This is a genomic window from Azospirillum sp. TSO22-1 (assembly GCF_003116015.1).
Taxonomy (GTDB): Bacteria; Pseudomonadota; Alphaproteobacteria; order Azospirillales; family Azospirillaceae; genus Azospirillum.
Map to the genome: position 1 here is coordinate 14,094 of NZ_LGQZ01000058.1, position 17,020 is coordinate 31,113.

The 17,020-nt window shown below is 71.2% G+C and carries 18 protein-coding genes; 8 read left to right on the top strand and 10 right to left on the bottom strand.

What is annotated here, in order from left to right; all coding sequences use genetic code 11:
* The first annotated feature begins 14 nt into the window (after positions 1–14).
* From TSO221_RS15655 to TSO221_RS15665, 3 genes are read left to right on the top strand one after another with little or no spacing between them, the layout of a single operon-like run.
* On the top strand, positions 15–1,088 hold the full coding sequence (locus tag TSO221_RS15655; RefSeq protein ID WP_109119443.1) for an ABC transporter ATP-binding protein: 1,074 nt from the start codon (positions 15–17) through the stop codon (positions 1,086–1,088).
* Positions 1,085–1,981: an ABC transporter permease gene (locus tag TSO221_RS15660; protein WP_247878072.1), complete on the top strand. Its 897-nt coding sequence runs from the start codon at positions 1,085–1,087 to the stop codon at positions 1,979–1,981. The genes TSO221_RS15655 and TSO221_RS15660 overlap by 4 nt, the downstream gene beginning before the upstream one ends.
* Entirely contained in the window at positions 1,978–2,790 is an 813-nt protein-coding gene (locus tag TSO221_RS15665; RefSeq protein WP_109119444.1) for an ABC transporter permease, read from the top strand. Before TSO221_RS15660 ends, TSO221_RS15665 begins: the two co-directional genes overlap by 4 nt.
* A 27-nt stretch (positions 2,791–2,817) precedes the next feature.
* Here TSO221_RS15665 and TSO221_RS15670 read toward each other — a convergent pair whose 3' ends face one another.
* Positions 2,818–3,132 (bottom strand): hypothetical protein, encoded by a 315-nt coding sequence (locus tag TSO221_RS15670; RefSeq protein ID WP_146208821.1) that lies wholly within the window; start codon positions 3,130–3,132, stop codon positions 2,818–2,820.
* Between the two features lie 192 nt (positions 3,133–3,324).
* On the opposite strand from TSO221_RS15670, the gene TSO221_RS15675 reads away from it, so the two are divergent.
* Together TSO221_RS15675 and TSO221_RS15680 are read left to right on the top strand one after the other, a co-directional pair.
* Positions 3,325–3,777 (top strand): MarR family transcriptional regulator, encoded by a 453-nt coding sequence (locus TSO221_RS15675; protein ID WP_109119446.1) that lies wholly within the window; start codon positions 3,325–3,327, stop codon positions 3,775–3,777.
* Positions 3,774–5,081, top strand: coding sequence for a multidrug effflux MFS transporter (locus TSO221_RS15680; RefSeq protein ID WP_109119447.1), 1,308 nt, complete (start codon positions 3,774–3,776; stop codon positions 5,079–5,081). Before TSO221_RS15675 ends, TSO221_RS15680 begins: the two co-directional genes overlap by 4 nt.
* A gap of 7 nt (positions 5,082–5,088) precedes the next feature.
* Here TSO221_RS15680 and TSO221_RS15685 read toward each other — a convergent pair whose 3' ends face one another.
* Positions 5,089–6,309 (bottom strand): ABC transporter substrate-binding protein, encoded by a 1,221-nt coding sequence (locus TSO221_RS15685; RefSeq protein ID WP_109119448.1) that lies wholly within the window; start codon positions 6,307–6,309, stop codon positions 5,089–5,091.
* 37 nt (positions 6,310–6,346) lie between these two features.
* Positions 6,347–7,621 carry a hydroxymethylglutaryl-CoA reductase, degradative gene (locus tag TSO221_RS15690; RefSeq protein ID WP_109119449.1) on the bottom strand — a complete coding sequence of 425 codons (1,275 nt, stop codon included), beginning with the start codon at positions 7,619–7,621 and terminating at the stop codon, positions 6,347–6,349.
* Positions 7,622–7,764: 143 nt separating this feature from the next.
* Here TSO221_RS15690 and TSO221_RS15695 point away from each other — a divergent pair, with 143 nt between their 5' ends.
* The gene (locus tag TSO221_RS15695) at positions 7,765–9,138 is read left to right on the top strand and encodes a PLP-dependent aminotransferase family protein (protein WP_109119450.1); all 1,374 of its coding nucleotides are present in this window, start codon (positions 7,765–7,767) and stop codon (positions 9,136–9,138) included.
* Here TSO221_RS15695 and TSO221_RS15700 read toward each other — a convergent pair.
* Positions 9,110–9,766 (bottom strand): TetR/AcrR family transcriptional regulator, encoded by a 657-nt coding sequence (locus TSO221_RS15700; protein ID WP_109119451.1) that lies wholly within the window; start codon positions 9,764–9,766, stop codon positions 9,110–9,112. The genes TSO221_RS15695 and TSO221_RS15700 overlap by 29 nt on opposite strands.
* A gap of 95 nt (positions 9,767–9,861) precedes the next feature.
* Between TSO221_RS15700 and TSO221_RS15705 the strand changes: the two genes are divergently transcribed.
* Both TSO221_RS15705 and TSO221_RS15710 read left to right on the top strand, forming a co-directional pair.
* A complete protein-coding gene (locus tag TSO221_RS15705) occupies positions 9,862–10,845 on the top strand; it encodes an aldo/keto reductase (protein WP_109119452.1) in 984 nt (327 codons plus the stop codon).
* Between the two features lie 11 nt (positions 10,846–10,856).
* Complete coding sequence (locus tag TSO221_RS15710; protein WP_109119453.1) at positions 10,857–11,150, top strand: putative quinol monooxygenase; 294 nt, start codon at positions 10,857–10,859, stop codon at positions 11,148–11,150.
* Positions 11,151–11,158: 8 nt separating this feature from the next.
* On the opposite strand, the gene TSO221_RS36825 is transcribed toward TSO221_RS15710, so the two are convergent.
* From TSO221_RS36825 to TSO221_RS15735, 6 genes are all read right to left on the bottom strand, one after another.
* Entirely contained in the window at positions 11,159–11,287 is a 129-nt protein-coding gene (locus TSO221_RS36825) for a hypothetical protein (RefSeq protein WP_282187773.1), read from the bottom strand.
* Positions 11,288–11,390: 103 nt separating this feature from the next.
* A complete protein-coding gene (locus tag TSO221_RS15715) occupies positions 11,391–11,582 on the bottom strand; it encodes a DUF3008 family protein (RefSeq protein ID WP_109119454.1) in 192 nt (63 codons plus the stop codon).
* 76 nt (positions 11,583–11,658) lie between these two features.
* On the bottom strand, positions 11,659–13,335 hold the full coding sequence (locus TSO221_RS15720) for a methyl-accepting chemotaxis protein (protein ID WP_109119455.1): 1,677 nt from the start codon (positions 13,333–13,335) through the stop codon (positions 11,659–11,661).
* 4 nt (positions 13,336–13,339) lie between these two features.
* Complete coding sequence (locus tag TSO221_RS15725; protein WP_109119456.1) at positions 13,340–13,936, bottom strand: histidine phosphatase family protein; 597 nt, start codon at positions 13,934–13,936, stop codon at positions 13,340–13,342.
* A gap of 10 nt (positions 13,937–13,946) precedes the next feature.
* Positions 13,947–15,146, bottom strand: a complete 1,200-nt coding sequence (locus TSO221_RS15730) for an alpha/beta hydrolase (RefSeq protein ID WP_247878073.1) — start codon at positions 15,144–15,146, stop codon at positions 13,947–13,949.
* On the bottom strand, positions 15,143–16,618 hold the full coding sequence (locus tag TSO221_RS15735; protein WP_247878074.1) for an MFS transporter: 1,476 nt from the start codon (positions 16,616–16,618) through the stop codon (positions 15,143–15,145). Before TSO221_RS15735 ends, TSO221_RS15730 begins: the two co-directional genes overlap by 4 nt.
* Positions 16,619–17,020 lie beyond the last annotated feature (402 nt).

Genomic DNA, 17,020 nt, shown 5'->3' on the forward strand with positions numbered 1-17,020 from the left:
GGGGCGGGAGAGGGATGAGCCGGGACGTCGCGCTTGACCGCGTCACCATGCGCTTCGGCGCGATCACCGCCGTGCGCGACGTCTCGCTCACCATCGGGGCGGGGGAGTTCTTCAGCTTCCTCGGCCCGTCCGGCTGCGGGAAGACGACCATCCTGCGCATGATCTCCGGCTTCATGGAACCGACGTCGGGCGCCATCCGCATCGGCGGCCAGGACATGCGCGGCATCGGCCCCAACAAGCGGCCGACCGCGCTGATCTTCCAGAATCTCGCGCTGTTCCCGCTGATGACCGTCGGCGAGAACATCGGCTTCGGCCTGGAGGTGCGCGGCGTGCCGAAGGTGGAACGCCACAGCGCCGTGCAGCGCCTACTCGACCTCGTGGCGCTGCCCGACGCGGCGGACAAGCGGGTGACCGAGCTGTCGGGCGGCCAGCGCCAGCGCGTCGCCATCGCCCGCGCGCTGGCGGTCGAGCCCTCCGTGCTGCTGCTGGACGAGCCGCTCTCCGCGCTCGATCTCAAGCTGCGCCAGCACATGCGGGCCGAGTTGCGCGCCATCCAGCGCCGCACCGGGGTGACCTTCATCTACATCACGCACGACCAGGGCGAAGCGCTGACCATGTCCGACCGCATCGCCGTGATGAACCACGGCGTGATCGAGCAGGTCGGCGACGGCGCCAGCATCTATGACCACCCGGACACCGCCTTCGTCGCCGCCTTCGTCGGCGAAGCCAACCGCTTCGCCGGCACCGTCGCCGAGGTCGCGGACGGCATCGCCGCGCTAGACACCCCGGTGGGCCGCCTGTTGGGCCGCAACCCGCGCGGCCTGCGCCCCGGCGACCGCGCCGTGCTGTTCGTGCGGCCGGAGCGCATGCGGGAGGACGGCGCCGAGAACGCGCTCGCCGCCCGGGTCAGCCATTGCGACTTCGAGGGCGCCTTCGTCACCGCGGTGCTGGAGACGGCCGACGGCGTGCGGCTCCAGGTGCACACGCCGCACCGCGGCGGCGCCCTGCCCTTCCCGCCGGAGTCGGCGGCGCGCGTCGGCTTCTGCGCCGGGGACGCCGTGGTGCTGCCGCCGGGAGACGCGGCGTGAGGGCGGTGCTGGAACCGGCGCTGCGCCGCTACGGCGCGCCGCTGACCGTCACGCTGCTGGTGATGTCGGCCGCCTGGGTGCTGCTGATGATCGCTCTGCCGCAACTCCTCATGGTCGACTACTCGCTGCGCCCGATGCTGCCGCCCTCCAAGCTCGGCGGGCCGGAGGACGTCCACACGCTGCGGAACTACGGCACGCTGTGGAGCAACGCCATCCACCTGGGCATCTTCCTGAAGACGGTGTGGGGCAGCGCGCTGGTCACCGCGGTGACGCTGGCGCTCTCCTACCCCATGGCGTTCTACCTGGCGCAGGTGGCACCAAAGCGGAAGCTGCCGACGCTGGTGCTGATGCTGGTGGTGCCGTTCTGGATCAACGAGATCCTGCGCACCTTCGCCTGGTACATCATCCTCGCCTACAACGGCCCGCTGAACGCGCTGCTGGTCGGTCTCGGCGTGTGGGCGGAGCCGGTGCGGCTGCTGGGCGGCGACGGCGGCGTCATCGCCGGCATGGTGTACGTCTACGTGCTGTTCATGGTGCTGCCGATCTACAACGCCATCGAGACTCTGGACCGCCACCAGATCGAGGCGGCGCACGACCTCGGCGCCGGCTGGATCGCCATCCACCGCCGCATCGTCGTGCCGCACGCCAAGCCGGGCATCGCGGTCGGCTGCATCATGACGTTCATGCTGGCAGCGGGCAGCTACGCGGTGCCGGCGCTGCTCGGCGGACCGCAGAGCCGCTGGTTCACCGAGATCATCTACAACTGGTTCTTCGAGGGCGGGAACTGGAACCAGGGAGCGGCCTACGCCTTCATCCTGCTGGTGCTGTGCGTCGGCTTCATCCTGCTGATGATGCGGCTGTTCCGCGTCGGCCTGACGGACATCGCCCGATGACCGCCGCGGGATTGCGCCGCCTGATGACCCGGGCGTATCTGGTGGTGTTCTTCGGCTACCTGTTCCTGCCGCTCGGCATCATGGCGGCGGCGACCTTCAACGCCAGCCGGTTCCCCACCGTCACGCCGTGGCGCGGCTTCACGCTCGACTGGTTCCGCGTGCTGGCCGAGGACCTGCGCATGTGGCAGGCGCTGGGCACCAGCCTGCTGGTGGGCGCGGCGGTGGTCGCGGTGGCGGTGCCGCTGGGCATCGCCGCGGCGCTGCTGCTCGACCGGCTGCACGGACGGGCGCGCACGCTGCTCTACGCCGTGATGGTGTCGCCGCTGCTGACGCCGGGGATCATCATCGGCATCTCGACGCTGGTGTTCTGGAAGCAGTGGTTCGGCGTCACGGGGGGCCTGTTCCTCACCGTCGTCGCGCAGTCCAGCTTCATCGCCACCTACGCCATGCTGATGGCGCTGGCCCGCCTGCAACGGTTCGACACCAGCCTGGAGGAGGCGGCGCTCGACCTCGGCGCCTCGCACTGGCAGGCGTTCCGGCGGATCACGCTGCCCTACCTGATGCCGGCGGCGTACTCCTCGGCGCTGATCGCGTTCCTGCAGAGCTTCGAGAACTACAACACCACGCTGTTCGTGCGCGGGGTGGAGACGACGCTGACCATCTACATCGCCACCAAGGTCCGCACCGGCCTGACGCCGGCGGTGAACGCGCTGTCGCTGGTGCTGATCGCGCTGACGGTGCTGGGGGCCGTCGCCTACGAGATCATGCGCCGACGCGAGGCGCGGGCGGCGGAGCATAGGGCACCATAGCTCCGGCCGCCCGACCAATCGTGGTCTTTAGCTTTCCCAGCCCGAATAGACCTCGCAGACCTTGTTGGTCGCCTGGCCCTTGCCGCTCTCGGAGAACTTGACGAGGTCGCCGCCGAAGTCGTCCGGCGTCTCGTTCCACAGGCAGGTGCACCACGCCTCGGCCCGCGTCTGGCCGGGAATCTTGCTCGCCTTCTCGCCGCCGGTGTACTTGCTCGTCGAATAGCTGATGCAACGGGCATACTGCTTGTCGCCCGCCGGAACCGTGTTGTACTGCTGAGCGACCGCAACGCCCGCAATACCCACGACCACGGAGAACACGACAGCCGAAACCGTATGTTTCATCGCTGAAATCCTTTTTCTTATGGGGTCAACCGAAAACGCATAGGACAACATTGGTGGTACGCAGGCAATTTTGCGAAGTCCAGATGTCTTGAGCTTTCGGTACGCACTTTCATTTCAAACGCACCCGCGTGCATGCCTGCCCTGCCGGCGCGGCCGTTGCCGGAATTGATAAGGTACCCTTAGTATATCCGCATGCCCGACAACATCCCCTTCGGATTCGCCCTGATCGACGCCGCGCGCCTGCTGCGTGCGCGCTTCGACCACGCGTTGGCCGGCACCGACCTGGATCTCACGCCCGGCGAGGCGCGCGCCCTGGTCTACGCCAGCCATTACCCCGGCGCCCGCACCGCGGCGCTCGCCGCCTACATGGGGGTCGAGCCGATGACGCTGATCGGCTTCCTCGACCGGCTGGAGGCGCACGGCCTGATCGTGCGCGAGCCCGACCCGGCCGACCGCCGCGCCCGCACCGTCCGCCTGACGCCGCAGGCCGAACCGCTGCTGGCCCGCGTCGTCGCCCTCTTCACCGCCACCCGCGCGGCGCTGCTCAACGACTTCACCGTCAAGGAGCAGGACGCGTTCAAGGCGATGCTGCTGCGCCTGCGGGCGCGGCTGCTGGACGAAACCCGCCCGGGGAAGGCGCCATGAAGCCGGTCATGTCGGAGATGCGCACCGCAGTCATGGGCGCGCTGATCGTCACCCTGGGGCCGTTGAGCCTGGCGCTCTACACCCCCGCCATGCCGATGCTGGTGGAAGCGTTCCACACCACCGCGTCGGCGGTGAAGCTGACGCTGAGCGTCTATTTCTTCGGCTTCGCCTTCTCGCAGCTGGCCTGCGGCCCGCTGTCCGACGCCTATGGCCGGCGGCCGGTGGCGCTGGGCTTCTTCGCGGTCTACGCGCTGGGCAGCGTGCTGGCGGCGCTGGCGTGGTCGATCGACGCGCTGCTGGTCGGGCGCTTCCTGCAAGGCGTGGGCGCGGCGGCCGGCGTCGCCATCTCGCGCGCCATGGTGCGCGACCAGTTCACCGGGCAGAACTCGGCGCGCATCCTCAACCTGATCGGCCTGTTCCTGGCGGTGGCGCCGGCGGTGGCGCCGACGCTGGGCGGGCTGATCCTCGGCACGCTGGGCTGGCAGGCGATCTTCTACGGCATGACCGTCTACGGCCTCGCCGTGCTGCTTCTCTACGCCGGCACGGTGGCCGAGACCAACGCCGCCCGCAACCCGGAGAACGCCCGCCCGTCGCGCGTGCTGCGCAACTATGGCACGCTTCTGAGCGACCCGGTGTTCATGCGGGCCGGGCTGGTGCTGGGGCTGACGCTAGGCGGGCTCTACACGCTGGCGGCGCTGCTGCCCTTCGTGATGATCGAGACGGTCGGGCTGACGCCGACGCAGTTCGGCATGGCGATGCTGCTGCAGACCGGGTCCTACACCACCGGGGCGGCGCTCACCGGACGCCTGCTGCGCACGGTGGACGCCAAGCGCCTGATCCCGGTCGGCCTCGCCTTCGTGCTGGCCGGCGCCGCCGGGTTCGCCATCGGGCTGCGGCTGTTGCCGCCGTCGCTGGCCACCGTCATGGCGCCGACCGCGCTGTGGGCGTTCGGCATCGCGCTGGTGCTGCCGGGCACGACGGCCGGCGCGCTCGCCGGCTTCCCGGCCATCGCCGGCGCGGCGTCGGCGCTGACCGGCTTCCTGCAGATCGGCGGCGGCCTCGCCGGCTCCGCCGCCGCCGCCACGCTGTTCGGCAACCCCTTCACGGCGATCACCAGCGTCATCCCCAGCATGGCGGTGGCGGCGCTGCTCGCCCACTTGGTTCTCGGCCGTCACGCGCAGCGCCGGACGGAGCAGGCGCCGCAGCCCGCCGACCTGGAGGTCGCCCTCGACCCCGCCGCGGTGATCGGCGCCGGCGGCGAGGAGATCGAGGCCACCCTCGCCCGCCGCCACTACCGCGACTGACCCTGCGCTACTTCTTCGCCAGCGGGCAGTTGCCCTGGTCGAGCGGGCGGAACGCCTCGGCCGCCGGGATGGTCCTGACCAGCTTGTAGTAGTCCCAGGCGCCCTTGGACTCGTCGGGCTTCTTGACCTCGAAGAACAGCATGTCGTGCACCGCCCGGCCGTCGGCGCGGACGACGCCCTTGCCGAACAGCGGGTCGTCGGTCGGCAGTTCCTTCATCCTGGCGGCGACCGCGCTTCCGTCCGCCGTCCCGGCCGCCTTGACCGCCTTCAGGTAGTGCAGCGCACCCGCGTAGACGCCCGCCTGGTTGCCGGTCGGCCGCCGCCCGTTCATCTTCGCCGCGAAGCGGTCGGCGAAGGCGCGGGTGCCGGCGTTGAGGTCCCAGTAGAACGCCTCGGTCAGGTAGAGGCCTTGCGCCTCCTTCAGGCCCACGGCATGCACGTCGGTCAGCTGCATCAGCAGCGCCGCCAGCCGCTGCCCGCCGTTCAGCACGCCGAACTCGGTGGCCTGCTTGACCGAGCCGATGGTGTCGCCGACCGCGTTGGCCAGCCCGATGATCCTGGCGCCCGAGCCTTGCGCCTGCAGCAGATAGGACGAGAAGTCCGACGCGTTCGGCGGGTGGCGGACGCTGCCGACCACCGTGCCGCCCAGGCCCTTGACCACCGCCGCGGCGTCGTTCTCCAGCGCGTGGCCGAAGGCGTAGTCGGCGGTGAGGAAGTACCAGGTCTTGCCGCCGCCCTCGGTCACCGCGCGCGCCGTGCCGTTGGCGAGTGCCCAGGTGTCGTAGGTCCAATGCACGGTGTTGGGCGAGCATTTCGGCCCGGTCAGCTCGGTGGTGCCGGGACCCGACGCGATGAACACGGCCTTGGAGTTGCGCACCACCTCGTTCACCGCCAGCGCCACCGAGGAGAACGGCACGTCGAGGATGGCGTTCACCTGCTCCTGGTCGAGCCAGCGCCGCGCCGCGGCGGCGCCGATGTCCGGCTTGTTCTGGTGGTCGGCGTGCACGACCTCGATGGTGACGCCGGGCAGTTCTTTGGCAAAGTCCTCGGCCGCCAGCTGCGCCGCGACCAGCGAGCCCTGGCCCGTCGAATCCGAGGCGAAGCCGCTCATGTCGGTCAGCACGCCCAGCTTGATCCGGTTGCCGGCGATCTCGGCGCAAGCGGGCGCCGCGCCGGACAGCAGGGCGGCGGTGCAGACCGCGGTGGCAAAGGTCAAATGCGCCTTCATCGGTTTCCTCCGTTCGTCGTTCTTGTTGGTGGCGCCGTCAGCCGCGGCGCAACTCCTCCAGCACCGCCTGCGCCACGTCTTGGCGCACCGTGCCGCGTTCCACCAGGGTGCGGGCGACGCGGTCGACCTCGTCGCCCACCGCGCCGGCCATCAGGGCGATGTTCTGCGCGTGCAGCGCCATATGCCCCTTCTGGATGCCGGTGGTCGCCAGCGCCTTGAGGGCGGAAAAGTTCTGCGCCAGCCCGACCGCGGCGATGATCCGCGCCAGCCGTTCGGCGCTGGTGACGCCGAGGATCTTCAGGCTGGCCTGCGCCGTCGGGTGCAGCTTGGTCGCCCCGCCGATCAGTCCGACCGCCATCGGGATCTCGATGGAGCCGCTGAGTTGCCCGTCCGCCGTCCGCTCGAACCGCGTCAGGCTGCCGTAATGGCCGTTCCGGGCGGCGTAGGCGTGCGCCCCGGCCTCGACGGCACGGGTGTCGTTGCCGGTCGCCAGCACCACGGCGCTGATGCCGTTCATGATGCCCTTGTTGTGCGTGGCGGCGCGGTAGGGGTCGGCGGCGGCGAAGTGGTAGGCGCCGATGATGCCGTCGCGCACCTCGTCCCCGCCGATCTCCTCGAGCGGCCACACCGCCCGCGCCCGCGCCAGCCGCCGGTCGGCGAGGTTGGACAGGATGCGCAGGTAGACCCGCCCGCCGGTCCATTGCGCGACGTGCGGCGCCAGCGTCTCCGCCATGGTGTTGACGGCGTTGGCGCCCATGGCGTCGCGGGTATCGACGATCAGGTGGGTGACGACCATCGGCCCGCTGAGGGTATCGAGCACCCGCACCTCCAGGTCGCGGAAGCCGCCGCCGAACTTCAGCAGCACCGGGTCGCAGCCGTCGCACACCGCCTTGACGTCGTGGACCCGCTCCAGGATGCGCAGGCGCGCGGCGTGCGGGTCGGCCACGCCCACGGTCTGGATCTGCGCGATCATCAGCGTGCCGGACAGCGAGGTGGTGAAGCCCCCCGCCTCGTAGCACTGCCGCGCCGCGTTGCAGACCGCCGCGACCACCGAGGATTCCTCGGTCGCCATGGGGATCAGCACGTCCTCGCCGTCCACCTTCATGTTGGTGGCAATGCCCAGCGGCACGTTCATCGAGCCGACGACGTTCTCGATCAGGTGATCGGCGAGGTCGAGCCCGAGGCCGCCGGTGTCGGCGAGGCGCGCCGCCGCCGCCGCGTCGAGCCCGGCGAAGTCAGCGACGATCTGCAGCCGCTCCCGCGGCGGCTTGCGGTGGAATCCAGGGATGCGCGAGCTGCGGCTGTGCGACAAGGCGGTCCTCTCCCGTCCGATCCGGTTTTGCTTTGCGCACGGATGATCCGCCTCACAACTGGACGGGACAAGGGACAGTTTGCGATATTATCCCGGTCACTGTACCAGCTTCCTGACTGGGACAGTTGCCGCGGAGAATCGCCATGACCCGGGTGAACCACATCGTCGAGAGGATCGCCGGCCTGATCGAGTCCGGCCTGCTGAAGCCCGGCGAGCGCCTGCTGTCGGTGCGCGCCGGCGCGCTGGAGCACGGCGTCTCCAAGAACACCATGGCGGAGGCGTACGACCGCCTCGTCGCGCTGGGACGGCTGGAGGCGCGGCAGGGCTCCGGCTACTACGTGGCGCGGGTGCGCCGGCCGTCGCCGGAGCGGCGCCCGGCGCACGTGGCGGAGGCGGTGGACTTCGTTTCGCTGCTGCGCGAGCAGCTGGTGCAGAGCTACGCGGTGCGCGTCGGTGACGGCCGCCCGCCGCCGTCCTGGATGGAGCGCTTCGAGGTCGGCAGCCACCTGCGCCACATGGCCTCGTCCCGCGGCGCCGCGGCGGAGCACGGCTACGGCAACCCCTGGGGCTTCCTGCCGCTGCGCGAGCGGCTGGCGCTGACGCTGGCCGAGCGCTCGATCAAGGTGGCGCCGGAGCAGATCCTGCTGACCCAGGGCGCCAATCACGCGCTCGATCTGGTGGCGCGCCAACTCCTCGAGCCCGGCGACACGGCGCTGGTCGACAGCCCCGGCTACTATCCGCTGTTCGGCAAGCTGACGCTCGCCAAGGCGGCGGTCGTCGGGGTGCGCCGGCTCGCCGATGGGCCGGACCTCGACGATCTCGCCGCCAAGGCGGCGGCGCACAAGCCCAAGGTCTTCTTCACCCAGTCGCTGGCGCACAACCCGACCGGCGGCTCGATCACCCCGGCCACCGCATACCGTCTGCTGCAGATCGCCGAGCAGCACGGCTTCACCGTGGTCGAGGACGACCCGTTCGCCGACATCCTGCCGGCCTCCAGCCCGCGCCTCGCCGCGCTCGACCAGCTGGAGCGGGTGATCTACGTCGGCACCTTCTCGAAGACGCTGTCGGCCAGCCTGCGCGTCGGCTACGTCGCCGCCAAGCCGGCGCTGATCACCACGCTGTGCGACCTGAAGATGCTGACGGTGGTCAGCACGTCCGACTACGTCGAGCGCATCGTCTACGGCGTCGTCGCCACCGGCCAGTACCTGCGCCACCTGCGCAAGCTGAAGGCGCGCCTCCAGGCGGCAGCCGACGAGGCGGAGAGCGCGCTGGCCCAGATCGGCATCCGGGTGCCGACGCCGCCCGGCGACGGCTATTACATCTGGGGTGAACTTCCCTCGGGCACCGACGAACTGGCCCTGGCGCGCGAGGCAGCGGAGCGCGGGATCTTCATCGCGCCGGGCTCGGTGTTCGTGCCGGAGAAGGCACCGTCGTCGCCCGCCATGCGAATCAACGTCGCCTATGCGGCGGACCCACGGTTCGTCGCCTTCATGAGGGAGTATCTGGAGCGCGGGTGACGGTCCCGCGCGGCTCCCCCACCCGATGCCCGCGCAGGAACGCCCGCACGGCGTTGTCCACCACCGGCCCGTCCTCCGGCACCGGCAGGCCGAACAGCCCCGGCCAGAACAGTGCCTCCTTGATCCCGCCGAGGAACAGCGACGCCGCCGCCGGCGGGCTGGGCACCCGCAGTTCCCCCCGCGCGTCCAGCGCCGCCAGATAGGCCTCCAGCGGTGCCACCGCCGGCCCCTTGCCCTCGCGCATCAGGTCCTGGGACAGTTCCGGAAACCGCCGGTGCTCCGCCGCCACCAGCCGCAGCAGCCCGGTCACCTCCGGCCGCCGCAGGTGCGTCAGCAACCCGTGCGCGAAGGCCGTCAGCGCCTCGGCCGGCGCGCGGTCGGACGGCACGCGGCCCGGCGCGTTCAGCCCCTCGTACAGCCGGGCGACCACCGCGCGGAACAGGTCGCGCTTGCTGGGGAAGTGGTTGTAGACGGTGCGCTTCGACGCCCCGGCCTCGGCGGCGATGGCGTCCATCGACGCCGCCCCGTAGCCCTCGCTCAGAAAGGCGCGCGTCGCCGCCTCCACCACCGAGCGGCGCTTGGCCTCCCCCCGCACGCCCGGCGATACGCCCCCCGACGCGGTTGACATCCGATCCCCTCTAAGTACACTGCACAGTGTAGTGCAATTTTGCGGCGATCCACGGTAGCGCGGAACCGCACGCACGGGAAGGGAAAGGGACAAGCATGGAACAGCGCGCCTTGGACGGCGGGATCGCCGTATCGGCGATCGGCCTCGGCTGCATGGGGATGTCGGAGTTCTACGGGCCCGCCGACGACGAACAGTCGCTGGCGGTGCTGGAGCGGGCGCTGGAGCTCGGCGTCACGCATTACGACACCGCGGACATGTACGGCTCCGGCCACAACGAGCGGCTGCTGGCCCGCTTCCTCGCCGGCCGGCGCGGGCGGGTGGCGCTCGCCACCAAGTTCGGCATCGTCCGCAAGCCGGGCGAGTACGCCCGCACCATCGACACCAGCCCGGCCTACGTCCGCCGCGCCTGCGAGGAGTCGCTGAAGCGGCTGGGGGTGGAGGTCATCGACCTCTACTACGCCCACCGCCTGAACCCCGCCGTGCCGGTCGAGGACACCGTCGGCGCCATGGCCGAGTTGGTGCGCGAGGGCAAGGTCCGCGGGCTCGGCCTGTGCGAGGTGTCGGCGGCGACGCTGCGCCGCGCCCACGCCGTCCACCCCATCGCCGCGGTGCAGAGCGAGTACTCGCTGTGGACCCGCGACGTGGAGGACGAGGTGCTGCCCGCCTGCCGCGAGCTTGGTGTGAGGCTCGTCGCCTACGCGCCGCTGGGGCGCGGCATGCTGACCGGCGCCGTCACCAGCCGCGAGCAGCTGGCGGAGAACGACTTCCGCCGCCTGTCGCCGCGCTTCCAGGACGGCAACCTCGACGCCAACCTGCGGCTGGTCGAGGCGGTGAAGACCTTGGCCGAGGCCAAGCGCTGTGCGCCGGGGCAGATCGCCCTGGCGTGGCTGCTGGCCCAGGGGCCGGACATCCTGCCGATCCCCGGCACCAAGCGCATCCGTTACCTGGAGGAAAACGTCGGCGCCGCCGCGCTGCGCCTGACGCCGGAGGAGGTCGCCGCCCTCTCCGCCGCCCTGCCCCGCGGCGCCGCGGCCGGCGACCGCTACCCCGCCGAGGGCATGAAGGGACTGAACGCGTGACGGAGGCCGCCATGACCATCCCCGACATCGTCATCACCGCCACCATCGAGGCGGTTCCCGGCAAGGACGCCGAACTGGCGCAGGCGCTGGACACGCTGTGCGCCGCCACCCGGCGCGAACCCGGCTGCCGCACCTTCCGGGCCATGCGCGTGCGCGGCCAGCCCGGCCGCTTCGTGCTGTGGGAGCACTTCGCCGACCAGGAGGCGTTCGACGCCCACCTGCGCATGGAGCACACCAGGGCCTACTTCGCCCTCGGCCTCGCGCGGGAGACCACGCCGCTTCGGCACGAGCCTCTGGTGGCGTAGGGCGCCCCTTACACCAGCATCCCCAGCACGCCGAGCATCACGGCGAGCATCCAGACCGAGCGCAGCATGCCGTTCGGCCGCCAGCGCAGGGCGTGCGCGGCGAACGCCATCAGGGCGCACAGGGCAAGCAGGGACATGGCACCTCCGCACCGGAGGTCGTCCCTGCGGCCCGGCGGCACAACGCCTCTTCCGGGACCTCTTGCGGACAGGGCGCTCCTCCAAGGGGGAGCCCCTTCCGGGTCAGTCCTTCGATTCCCGCGTCGGCAGGTTCTTGCGCTTGGTGGCGGCCATGTCGTGGAGTTCCTTCTCCGACATCGACTTGGCCATCTCCTTGGACGCGCCGCGCAGGTGCGATTCCGGCATCTCGCCGCGCTTTGCGGCAAGCGCCGCACCCGCCGCCATCTGCTGCTTCTTCGATTCCGCCTTGGGCATGTCGGGACTCCATCGAGGATGACGTGTCCCTCTGGAAACAGAGCAGGGCGCGCGATGTGCCCGCGCGCCCCACCCATCACCCCGCGCTGACCTCCGCCACGAAGCGGCGCACCTCGTCCTTCAGGCGCTCGGACTGGTTGGACACGCTCTCCGCGCCGCTGGTCACCTCCCGCATCTGTGCGCTGGTGGTCGACACGGTGGTCGACAGCGCCTCGACGCTGCTGGTGACGCGGCGCGAGTTGTCAGCCGCCGCGCGGGCGCTGGCGAAGATCTGGTGGGTCGCCGCCTCCTGCTGCTGCACCGCCGAGGCGACCTCGCCGTTCAGCCCGCTCAGGCTCTTGATCAGCGCCGCGATGCCCTCGATGGCGCCGATGGCGTTGCCGGTGGCCGCGCGGATGGCGCCGACCTGCGCCTGGATGTCTTCGGTCGCCTTCGCCGTCTGGTTGGCCAGCGACTTGACCTCCGAGGCCACCACGGCGAAGCCCTTGCCCGCTTCGCCGGCACGGGCGGCTTCGATGGTGGCGTTGAGGGCCAGCAGGTTGGTCTGCCCGGCGATGGAGTTGATCAGCTCGACCACCGCGCCGATCTGCTCGGCCGCGGAGACGAGGCCGGAGACGATGCCGGTGGTGTTGGCGGTCTCGGTCACCGCGCGGGCGGCGGTCTGCGCGGCGCTCTCCACCTGACGGCTGATCGCGGCGATGGAGCTGCGCAGCTCCTCGCTGGCCTGCGCCGCGGTCTCGACGCTGATCGAGGCGCCCTGCGCCGCGCCGGCGGCGGCGTGCGCCTGCTCGGTCGCGGCGGCGGCGTCGCCGGCCAGAGTGGCGGAGCGGCCATGCAGCGAGGTCGCGGCGCTGCTCAGGCCGGCGACCACCTCGTCCATGGCGCGGGCGAACTGGGTGGCGCGGGCGGACAGGCGCTCGCGCTGCTGGTCGCGGGATGTCCGCTCGTGCTCAAGGTTCTCCGCGGTGTCGCGCGCCGACGCCAGCGTGGCGGCGAGGCCGCGGACGGTGCGGGCGATGTCGCCAATCTCGTCCGGGCGCCCGGCGTGCGGCACGTCCACCGCGTAGTCGCCGCTGCCGATGCGGCCCAGCACGTCGCGCAGCTGCAGCAGCGGCCCCGACAGCCCGCGCGCCACCCACACGCCGACGCCGACGCTGACCGCCAGCACCAGCACGGTGAACAGCAGCTCGCGCGCGGCGCGGGCGCGGAACTCCTCGTCCACGTCGTCGGTGTAGAGGCCGGTGCCGATCATCCACTGCCAGGGCTGGTGGCCGGTGGCGTAGGCGATCTTCGGCGACGGCGTGGCGCCGTCGCTGCGGGCGTAGTGGTAGGCGACGAAGCCGCCACCCTTGCGCGCCGCCTCGGTCATCAGGACGTTGTAGCGGACCTTGTAGGGGTCCTCGCGGTCCAGGAAGTTCTTGCCCTCGAGCTGCGGCCGCAGGCCGTGCACGAGCAGCAACCCCTGGAAGTCGTAGACGAAGAAGTACTCCCCGTCGCCGTAGCGCATGGCGCGCACGGCGGTGCGGGCCTGGTCCTGCGCCTGCTCGCGCGTCAGCTTGCCCTGCTTCTCCAGGTCGCCGTACAGCGCGATGACCGAGCTGGCGGCATCCACCATCTCCTTCACCTTGGCCTTGCGCTGTTCGAGCAGCGCCTCGCGCATGCCCGTCAGGTGGACGCTGGCTCCCGCCACGGCGCCGAGCAGCGCCACGCCGAACACCAGCAGCAGCAACCGCATTCCGATCTTGAGCTTCATCGTCCTACTCCTCGGTCCTCGTCACGCGCTCGGTGCGCGGTTCCTCTGTTTCATGGATTTCAGCAACCCAGCGGCCCGGCGCGGCGCGCGCGAAGCCGACGACCGCGCAGTTCCCCAGCTCCACGCCCGGCCGCCCGGCCAACCGGTGCAGCAGCACACGGGCCACGCCCTTGCTGCCGACCAGCAACGGCCAGTCGCCCAGGCTCGCCTCCAGCTCCGCCACGCCGGCCAGCACGCGGGCGGCGAAGTCCGCCTCCGCCTCGCCGCCGGGCGGGGTGCGTCCCTCGGCGATCCAGGCGCGGGTCTCGGCGATCGGCAGGCCGTTCCAGGCGCCCAGCGTGCGCTCGCGCAGCCAGCCGCGCGTCACCATCGGCACCTTCAACGCCGAGGCGAACACCGTCCCGGTCACGGTCGTGCGCTCCAGCGGCCCGGCGATCACCAGCCGGCACGGCCGGCCCGCCGCGGCGAAGCGCTCCGCCGCCGCCTCGGCGTCGGCGAGGCCGCGCGCGGTCAGCGGCACCTCGCGGTCGCCGCCACAGCGCACGCCCAGCAGGTTGTCCGGCGTCTGGCCGTGACGGACGAAGTGGAAGCCCTCGCTCATCCCCGCCCCCTCAGCGGAACAGCACGCGGTCTGGGCCGGGCGTCCAGCCGACGGTGCTCTCCTTCGGCCAGGCGTCGGGGGCGCGCAGCCAGCCCTTCAGCGCCTCGATGTGCAGCGGGTCGCTGAGCGTCGGCGTGTGGCCGACCTGCGGGATGTGCAGGACGCCGACCCGCGGCTTGGCGAGCATCCGCTCGATGGTCGAGTCCAGCAGCGCGTCGGTCATCAGCCCGTGCACCTCCAGCACCGGGCAATCGATGCGCTGCCAGTCGTCCCACTGGTCGTGGTCGTGTCCAGCCTCGTCGCGGTAGCTCTGCAGCGCGCGGATGTCGTGGCGGTAGACGCGGCCGCCGTTCTCCTCCGACCAGCGGGTCTGGTGGAAGCTGTTGTGCAGCAGCACCGTGTCGTCCACCGGCCCGTCGTTCTTCTGCGAGGCGCCGGTGCGCCGGAACAGCTGCGCCGGCTGGCGGAAGACGTAGTGGCGAGCCACCGATTCCGCGCGCCGCCGCCGCCTCTCCACCGGGATGAAGGGGCCGATGTCGTTGAGGATCAGGCGGTCCACCAGATGTGGCGCCTCGCTGGCCACCCGCATCGCCACGCAGCCGCCGAGCGACGAGCCGATCAGCGTCACCCGGCCCAGCCGCTTGTGGCGGATCAGCGCCATCACCTGGGCAACATTGCTCTCGAAGCTGTAGTCCGACTGCTCGGTCAGCCAGCCGCTGCGCCCGCGCCCGGCCCAGTCCAGGCACAGCACGTGGTACTGGTGCGACAGCGCCTTCGCCAGATAGTCGAAGCGCCGCGCCGCGTTGGCGATGCCGCCCAGGCACAGCAGGGTCGGCCGCAGCGGGCTGCCCCACTCCGTGTAGGCGAGGCGGACGGTGTAGTCGGCGCGCAGCCGCTCCACCGTGCCGGTCTGCAGCACGGCCGGGTGCGTGTAGTCGAAGTGGCGCAGCACGTGGCCGCTGCCGATCAGCGGTTCGACGGCGCGCATCACCTTGTCGTAGTCCTTCCAGCCCATCTGCTCGGGCGAGGCGATCCCCAGCGCCCGCAGGATGGCGGCGAGCGCGGCCATCGGCTCGGCGTCGGGCCGGTCGGTGTTGCTCGGCGCGAAGTGCGGCGCCGCGACGGGCGGTGTCCGCTCCGCAACCAGATGGTCGTGCATGGGCGTCATCGCTTCTGTGGTGGGTTTACGGCGGATCCGGGCGAGGCTCATGGGGCACCCTCCCCGACGGTCTGCGGGAGCGCCGCGGCGTCCCGCACGAACACGGCGCAGAACGCCGCGGAGGTCAGCAGGCTGAGCACGCCGAGCGCCCCCAGCGCCGCCACCGCGCCGAACCAATCGGCCAGCGCCGCGGCGATCACCGGGCCGAGCACGGCGCCGGCGCGCTCCAGCAGGCGGTAGATGGCGAAGACGCTGGTGCGGCCGATGCGGGCGCACTCGGCGCGCGCCACTTCGGGCACCAGGGCCAGCTGCGTGGCGTTGTTGAGCGCGTGCGCCAGCCCCAGCGCCGCGACGCCGGCCAGCACCGCCGCCGGTCCGGGCGAGTGCAGCACCGCCAGCGCGCCGCCGCCGCCGACCAGCCCGCCGGCCCCGGCGAACAGCGCGTGCCGGCCGCTGCGGTCGGCCATGCGCGACAACCAGGGGCCGAGCAGTACGATGGTCAGCCCGTACGCCATCATGGTGCGGCCGATGGTGGCCGGCGTCGCGCCGAGGTCGTGCAGGTGGACCGGCACCAGATAGAACAGCCAGCCGGTCAGCATCACCTTGGTCGGCACCGAGGAGAGCAGCAGCAGCGCCTGGAAGCGGCGGTTCGCCAGCACCAGCGCGTAGTCGCGCCACGCCACCGCGCGCTCCGCCCGCTCCGGCGCCTCGGACGGCAGCAGCCCCCGGGCGGCCAGCGCCGAGGCCAGCGCCAGCGCCGCCGATACCCAGAACACCGTGCGCGGCCCGAGATGATCGGCGAGGATGCCGCCGACGGGCGCGCCGCACAGCCCGGCGACCACCACGGCCACGACGAACTGCGCCATGCCGCGCGCCCGGTCCTGCCGGCCGGTGTGACGGGCGATGAAGCCCTGCGCGCCGATGAACATCACCGCGTAGCCGAGCGCGCAGGCGCTGCGCCAGACCAGCAGCTCGGGCAGCGTCTGCGCCGCCGCCGTGCCGACGAACCCCGCCACCGCCGGCAGCGTGCCGAACAGCAGCGTGCGCCGGCTGCCGAAGCGGTCGGCCCAGACGCCCGCGAACGGCGTGAACACCGCGACCAGCAGCATGAACAGCGCGATCGGCAGCCCCATGGCCAGCGTGTCGGACAGCCCGGGCAGCGGCGTGTACAGCTCGCGCACGTAGAGCGGCAGGAAGGAGCGCGACAGCTCCTCCGCCAGCATGAAGAGGAACAGCGCGGCGCGGATTCCGGCGAGGCTCCCCACGCCCTCCCCCGGCGCGACCGCCGTGCGGGCGGCGAGCAGCCGCAGGGCCTCGTGCGCCAGCAGCAGCACGACCAGCAGCACCACCGCGGCGTCCGCGGCCAGGAGCTGCGCCGCCTCGGCGCCCATGGCCGCCAGCGCGCCAAGCGTGACCGTCCCCGCCGCCGCCCCGGCCAGCGCCAGCCCGCGCAGCGGTGCGCGCGCCACCGCATCGAAGAGGGCCGGCGCCCGCCGCGCCAGCAGGCCGACCGCCGCGAGCATTGCCGCAATCAACGCAACCAGTTGGAACGCAAGGACCGAATCTTCTTTATTAAAAGTCGAGGCAAACTTTGCGTAATCGAGGTAAGCGGCCAACCCGGCCGCGAGCAGCGCCAGAAGCACAACCATTAAACACGGGGATCTTGTCCAATAATTCCTCATAAACCGGCTCCAGCGGCGCACTCTTCGCCCTCAAGTGCGAGTCACGCTAGGCGGGCAACTCCAAAGATTCGGTAAACCGTTTTCGAATTCGAACGATATCTCGCCGTTTCATTTTGCATATCCCTGTATGAAACGGGGCATCTCTCATTTTTACTTATTGGAATGAAGCAATTGCGCCTCAACGACGGCGACCATCTGTAACATTAATTATAAGATTTCGAAGGGTTGATCGGCCGCCGGCAT

What these genes read in the sequence shown, in the direction of transcription:
- TSO221_RS15725 (WP_109119456.1), bottom strand. Translation starts at nt 13,936, where the DNA reads ATGAGCGAGGGCTTCCACTTCGTCCGTCACGGCCAGACGCCGGACAAC.
- TSO221_RS15680 (WP_109119447.1), top strand. Translation starts at nt 3,774, where the DNA reads ATGAAGCCGGTCATGTCGGAGATGCGCACCGCAGTCATGGGCGCGCTG.
- TSO221_RS15695 (WP_109119450.1), top strand. Translation starts at nt 7,765, where the DNA reads ATGACCCGGGTGAACCACATCGTCGAGAGGATCGCCGGCCTGATCGAG.
- TSO221_RS15665 (WP_109119444.1), top strand. Translation starts at nt 1,978, where the DNA reads ATGACCGCCGCGGGATTGCGCCGCCTGATGACCCGGGCGTATCTGGTG.
- TSO221_RS15670 (WP_146208821.1), bottom strand. Translation starts at nt 3,132, where the DNA reads ATGAAACATACGGTTTCGGCTGTCGTGTTCTCCGTGGTCGTGGGTATT.
- TSO221_RS15655 (WP_109119443.1), top strand. Translation starts at nt 15, where the DNA reads ATGAGCCGGGACGTCGCGCTTGACCGCGTCACCATGCGCTTCGGCGCG.
- TSO221_RS15705 (WP_109119452.1), top strand. Translation starts at nt 9,862, where the DNA reads ATGGAACAGCGCGCCTTGGACGGCGGGATCGCCGTATCGGCGATCGGC.
- TSO221_RS15730 (WP_247878073.1), bottom strand. Translation starts at nt 15,146, where the DNA reads ATGAGCCTCGCCCGGATCCGCCGTAAACCCACCACAGAAGCGATGACG.
- TSO221_RS15735 (WP_247878074.1), bottom strand. Translation starts at nt 16,618, where the DNA reads ATGCTCGCGGCGGTCGGCCTGCTGGCGCGGCGGGCGCCGGCCCTCTTC.
- TSO221_RS15715 (WP_109119454.1), bottom strand. Translation starts at nt 11,582, where the DNA reads ATGCCCAAGGCGGAATCGAAGAAGCAGCAGATGGCGGCGGGTGCGGCG.
- TSO221_RS15720 (WP_109119455.1), bottom strand. Translation starts at nt 13,335, where the DNA reads ATGAAGCTCAAGATCGGAATGCGGTTGCTGCTGCTGGTGTTCGGCGTG.
- TSO221_RS15700 (WP_109119451.1), bottom strand. Translation starts at nt 9,766, where the DNA reads ATGTCAACCGCGTCGGGGGGCGTATCGCCGGGCGTGCGGGGGGAGGCC.
- TSO221_RS15710 (WP_109119453.1), top strand. Translation starts at nt 10,857, where the DNA reads ATGACCATCCCCGACATCGTCATCACCGCCACCATCGAGGCGGTTCCC.
- TSO221_RS15675 (WP_109119446.1), top strand. Translation starts at nt 3,325, where the DNA reads ATGCCCGACAACATCCCCTTCGGATTCGCCCTGATCGACGCCGCGCGC.
- TSO221_RS36825 (WP_282187773.1), bottom strand. Translation starts at nt 11,287, where the DNA reads ATGTCCCTGCTTGCCCTGTGCGCCCTGATGGCGTTCGCCGCGCACGCC.
- TSO221_RS15685 (WP_109119448.1), bottom strand. Translation starts at nt 6,309, where the DNA reads ATGAAGGCGCATTTGACCTTTGCCACCGCGGTCTGCACCGCCGCCCTG.